We start from the raw sequence: 4,274 nt of genomic DNA on the forward strand, positions 1-4,274 counted from the left end.
GAAGTGTGCTCTTGCGATCTCGCGCTGCGCCGGCCGGACCGGGTCCGCGCGCTGGCGCTGCTGGCGACGCCGTGGGATTTCCACGCGGGACCGGACGGGCCGCGCCGCGCGCGCACGGCCGCCGCCCTGCTGCCGGGGCTCGAGACGCTGATGGAACCCACCGGCGCGCTGCCGGTCGACGGCATCCAGACGCTCTTCGCCATGCTCGATCCCTTCGGCGTGGCGCAGAAATTCCGCGCCTTCGCCCGCCTGCCGCAGGATGGCGCGCGCGCGCGGCTGTTCGTGGCGCTGGAGGACTGGCTGAACGACGGCGTGCCGCTGCCCGCCCCGGTCGCGCGGCAGTGCCTGGCCGGCTGGTACGGGCGGAACGAGCCTGGGCGGCTCGCCTGGCGGATCGCCGGGCAGGTGGTGGACCCCGCCGCCTGGGCCGGCCCGGCCTTCATCGGCGTGCCCGAGCGCGACCGCATCGTGCCCCCGGCCTCCGCCCGCGCGGTCGCGGAGCGGCTTTCCGCAGCCACGCTGCACATCGCGCCCGGGGGGCATATCGGAATGGTCGCAGGGGCGGGGGCGGAAGCCGCGCTGTGGCGGCCTTTGCTCGCCTGGCTACGAAGCGCCGGCTAGCGCTGCGGCAACGCTCGGCCGGTCGAGCAGCTTGTCGATCGCCTCGTTCATCGTCCGCAGCATCAGTCCGCGCAACTCTTCGGACGATGCGAAGATTCCCGTGTCGAGGGCCAGCACGCTGCCCGTGACATTGTAGACCCTCTCGCTTTCCTGGAGGATGTGCCGGCCGGTCCGGTCGCGCAGGCGCAGGGTCAAGGCCACCGTCGCTTCCTGCCTCGCGTACCTGTTGGCGTCGAATTGCGTCACCTCGACGCTGGCCTGCACCCTCGGCGCCTGCGACGCGCGCCAACCGCGCGCCTGCAGAGCGCTGTCGAATGCCGCGTGCACGACCTGATCGATTGGGCGGTCCGCGTGGATGGCCTTCAGCGGGTTGCCGTATCCGCCGCGGATCGTGCCCATCCAGGTCGCATCTTCCCGCCCGGTGCGTCGCGTGACGGTCACTTCCGACATCTGCGCGACCGGGCCCGGCGCGCGGTTGCCCACGACCGTGCCTGTCGGTTCGTATGGCATCGGGAAGGTGGTCGAACCGCAGGCGGACAGGCCGAGCGCGGCGATGAGGGCGAGCAGGCGCAACATGACGTCTCCGGCAGGTTCGGAAGGCTCCGGCGACGACCCATGCGTGCGGGGCGGCAAAGATCTCTCGCCGATGCGCGAGACCACGGTAGGCAATGGCCCCGCCCGCTGAGAAGGGAGGATCAGCGGCGCCTTCGCTTGTCGATCCCCCCCGCCCCGGCGCATGCTGCGCCGCAACGCCCCAAGGGAGAACACCCCAGTCATGACCGAGATCGTCATCGCCGCGGCCGCCCGCACGCCGGTCGCGTCCTTCAACGGCGCCTTTGCCTCCCTGCCCGCGCACGCGCTCGGCACCGTCGCCATCAAGGCGGCGCTGGAACGCGCCAAGGTCGAGGGTGCCGAGGTGGACGAGGTCATCCTCGGCCAGATCCTCGCCGCCGGCGCCGGGCAGAACCCGGCCCGCCAGGCTTCGGTCAACGCTGGCATCCCGGTCGAGCACACAGCCTTCGGCATCAACCAGCTCTGCGGCTCGGGCCTGCGCGCGGTCGCCCTTGCCGCCCAGCAGATCGCCACCGGCGATGCGCGCATCGTCGTCGCCGGCGGGCAGGAGAGCATGACCCAGGCGCCGCACGCCCAGCAGCTTCGCGCCGGGCAGAAAATGGGCGACCTCGCGCTGGTCGACACCATGCTGCGCGACGGGCTGATGGATGCCTTCCACGGCTACCACATGGGCAACACCGCCGAGAACGTGGCGCAGAAGTTCCAGATCACGCGCGAACAGCAGGACGAGTTCGCCCTGAACTCCCAGCGAAAGGCGGGGGCCGCGATGGCCGCCGGCCGCTTCGCCGACGAGATCACGCCCGTCACCGTCAAGGGCCGCAAGGGCGACACGGTGGTCTCGGCCGACGAATACCCCAAGCCCGACACGTCGATGGAGGTGCTCGCGAAGCTCCGTCCCGCCTTCGCCAAGGACGGCTCGGTCACGGCCGGCAACGCCTCCGGCATCAATGACGGCGCCGCGGTCGCGGTGGTGATGACGGCGGCGGAAGCAGCCAAGCGCGGCATCACCCCGCTGGCGCGCATCGTCTCCTGGGCCACCGCGGGCGTCGACCCGTCGATCATGGGCACGGGGCCGATCCCGGCGTCGCGCAAGGCGCTCGCCAAGGCCGGCTGGTCGATCGACGACCTCGACCTGATCGAGGCGAACGAGGCCTTCGCCGCGCAGGCGCTGGCGGTGAACAAGGACCTCGGCTGGGACCCGGCCAAGGTGAACGTGAATGGCGGCGCGATTGCGCTCGGCCATCCGATCGGCGCCTCGGGCGCCCGCGTGCTGACCACCCTGCTGTTCGAGATGCAGCGGCGCGGCGCCAAGAAGGGCCTCGCGACGCTCTGCATCGGCGGCGGCATGGGTGTCGCGATGTGCCTGGAGCGGTGATGCCGCGCGGGGCGTGAGGGCCTCGCCTTCGCGCCCCGGTGCGCCGCGCGACCCGGGCCCGCCGGTTCGCGCGCTCAGCCTTCCAGCAGCATATCCCGCGCGGCATTGAGCCGCGCTGCAAGCCAGGCGCTGCCGCCCGTGTCCGGGTGCGCCGCGCGCATCAGGCGACGATGCGCGGCGCGGATCTCCTCCTCCGTCGCGCCTTCCGCGAGGCCGAGGACGGACAGCGCCTCCGCCCGGTTCATCGGCCCGTCCGACGGCGCGGCGGGTGCGGCCTCCCGCCAGTCCGGATGCGCGCGGTCGAGCCAGGCTTCCAGCAGCGGCACGCTCTCCGCATCCTCCGCCGCGCAATCGGCCAGCAGCGCCAGCAGGTCCGGCAACGACAGGTCGCCGAGGTCCGCGCCCGCGAAGCGCCCGCGCGTCACCGTCCCTGTCATCCGCCCGCTGTCATGGTGCAGCACCATCTCGAGCGTCGCGGTCGCGACCCGGCTTTCCTGCCCGGGCGTCGCCGCGCCGCCGCGGGAGAAGGTGCGCGCCGTGCGCCAGGACCGCCAGGCCTGGACGATGAGCGGCGCGAAGAAGGCGAGCGACCACAGCGCCTGCAGCCCGCGCCCGCTGAACAGCAGCGCCGCCAGCAGCACCAGCCCGAGCCCGCCCGCGACCCAGGCGAGCGCCTTCTTCACGCTGGCCACCGGGGCGTAGGCGAAGGCGCGCAGCGCGGCCATCACGGCCAGCAGCGCGAGCGCGCCGAGGGCGAGCCAGGTCATCGCCGCGGCCCCGGCAATTGCCCCGCGATCCGCGCCGCGGCGGGACCGGACAACGCGGCGAGCGCTCCGCGCCCGCCGGCGGCGAAGACCGCGACCGCGCGCAGCAGGTCGCGCAGCGTCCCGGCCGAGGCGGAATCGAAGGGCGCCCAGGCCCCGCCCGAGACTTTCGCCACCTGCCGGAAGGCATTGGTCGCGACCGGGTTGTCCCCTTCCTGGAAGCAGAAGACCGGCGTGCCGAACAGGCCGAGTTCCCCTGCAGCGTGGCAGAGCGCGTCTACATCCTCCTCCACCGCGTCGCCCACCAGCACCAGCGCGCCCACCTTCTCCTTGCGCGATTCCGCCAGCGCGTGGCGCAGCGCGCGCAGCAGCTGCGTCTGCCCGCCGAGGCAGGTGACCCCGGACATGCGGCGGGCGAGTTCCGCCCCGTCCGTCAGGAAGGGTGTGGCGGCGAATTCCATGAAGCCGCGCCAATAGGCGAGCGAGACGGCGAGCCCGCCGAGGTCGCGCGTGGCGAGGAACATCTCCCCCGTCAGCGCGCAGGCGCGGTCCCAGGCCGGCTGGCGGGACGCGGTGGCGTCGACCGCGAACACGAGCCTGCCCGGACGCCCGCGCGCGGGGCGCACGGCCGGCAGGCGCGCCACCTGGTCGAGAAAGGCGGCGATCTCGGCACCCTTGCGGGCGGGGACGGGCGGCTTCGTCATGCACCCCTCATGTGAAATGCCTCACACCCCGCGCCAAGGGGCGGATCACCGGCGCTGGCGCGGGCGTGCCGGGCGGGGTTTACTGGCAACACGCAAAAGGAGGTCTTCCGGGATGCACGCAGCAGGCAGGATCGGCGCCAGGGCGCTCGCGCTCGCCACCGTCGCGGGGCTGGCGCTCGCCGCCGGGCCGGTGCTGGCGCAGAAGGGCGCGCCGCAGCAGGGCGCGGCGCCGGCGTT

Annotated in this window: 4 protein-coding genes and 1 pseudogene; 2 read left to right on the forward strand and 3 right to left on the reverse strand. The window is 73.4% G+C overall.

Features of this window, described 5'->3' with window-relative positions:
- Positions 1–621, forward strand: a pseudogene (locus HW577_RS21595) (alpha/beta hydrolase); the annotation flags it as partial.
- Here HW577_RS21595 and HW577_RS21600 read toward each other — a convergent pair.
- The gene (locus HW577_RS21600; protein ID WP_198378185.1) at positions 604–1,197 is read right to left on the reverse strand and encodes a YajG family lipoprotein; all 594 of its coding nucleotides are present in this window, start codon (positions 1,195–1,197) and stop codon (positions 604–606) included. The pseudogene HW577_RS21595 and the gene HW577_RS21600 sit on opposite strands and share 18 nt — an antisense overlap.
- Before the next feature lie 199 nt (positions 1,198–1,396).
- Here HW577_RS21600 and HW577_RS21605 point away from each other — a divergent pair, with 199 nt between their 5' ends.
- Positions 1,397–2,569 carry an acetyl-CoA C-acetyltransferase gene (locus HW577_RS21605; RefSeq protein ID WP_198378186.1) on the forward strand — a complete coding sequence of 391 codons (1,173 nt, stop codon included), beginning with the start codon at positions 1,397–1,399 and terminating at the stop codon, positions 2,567–2,569.
- Between the two features lie 74 nt (positions 2,570–2,643).
- Here the strand turns inward: HW577_RS21605 and HW577_RS21610 are convergent, their stop codons facing one another.
- Positions 2,644–3,336: a J domain-containing protein gene (locus tag HW577_RS21610; RefSeq protein WP_198378187.1), complete on the reverse strand. Its 693-nt coding sequence runs from the start codon at positions 3,334–3,336 to the stop codon at positions 2,644–2,646.
- Complete coding sequence (locus tag HW577_RS21615; protein WP_198378188.1) at positions 3,333–4,037, reverse strand: vWA domain-containing protein; 705 nt, start codon at positions 4,035–4,037, stop codon at positions 3,333–3,335. Before HW577_RS21615 ends, HW577_RS21610 begins: the two co-directional genes overlap by 4 nt.
- Positions 4,038–4,274: the final 237 nt, after the last annotated feature.

This window comes from Neoroseomonas rubea (assembly GCF_016106015.1).
In the GTDB taxonomy this organism is placed as follows: Bacteria; Pseudomonadota; Alphaproteobacteria; order Acetobacterales; family Acetobacteraceae; genus Neoroseomonas; species Neoroseomonas rubea.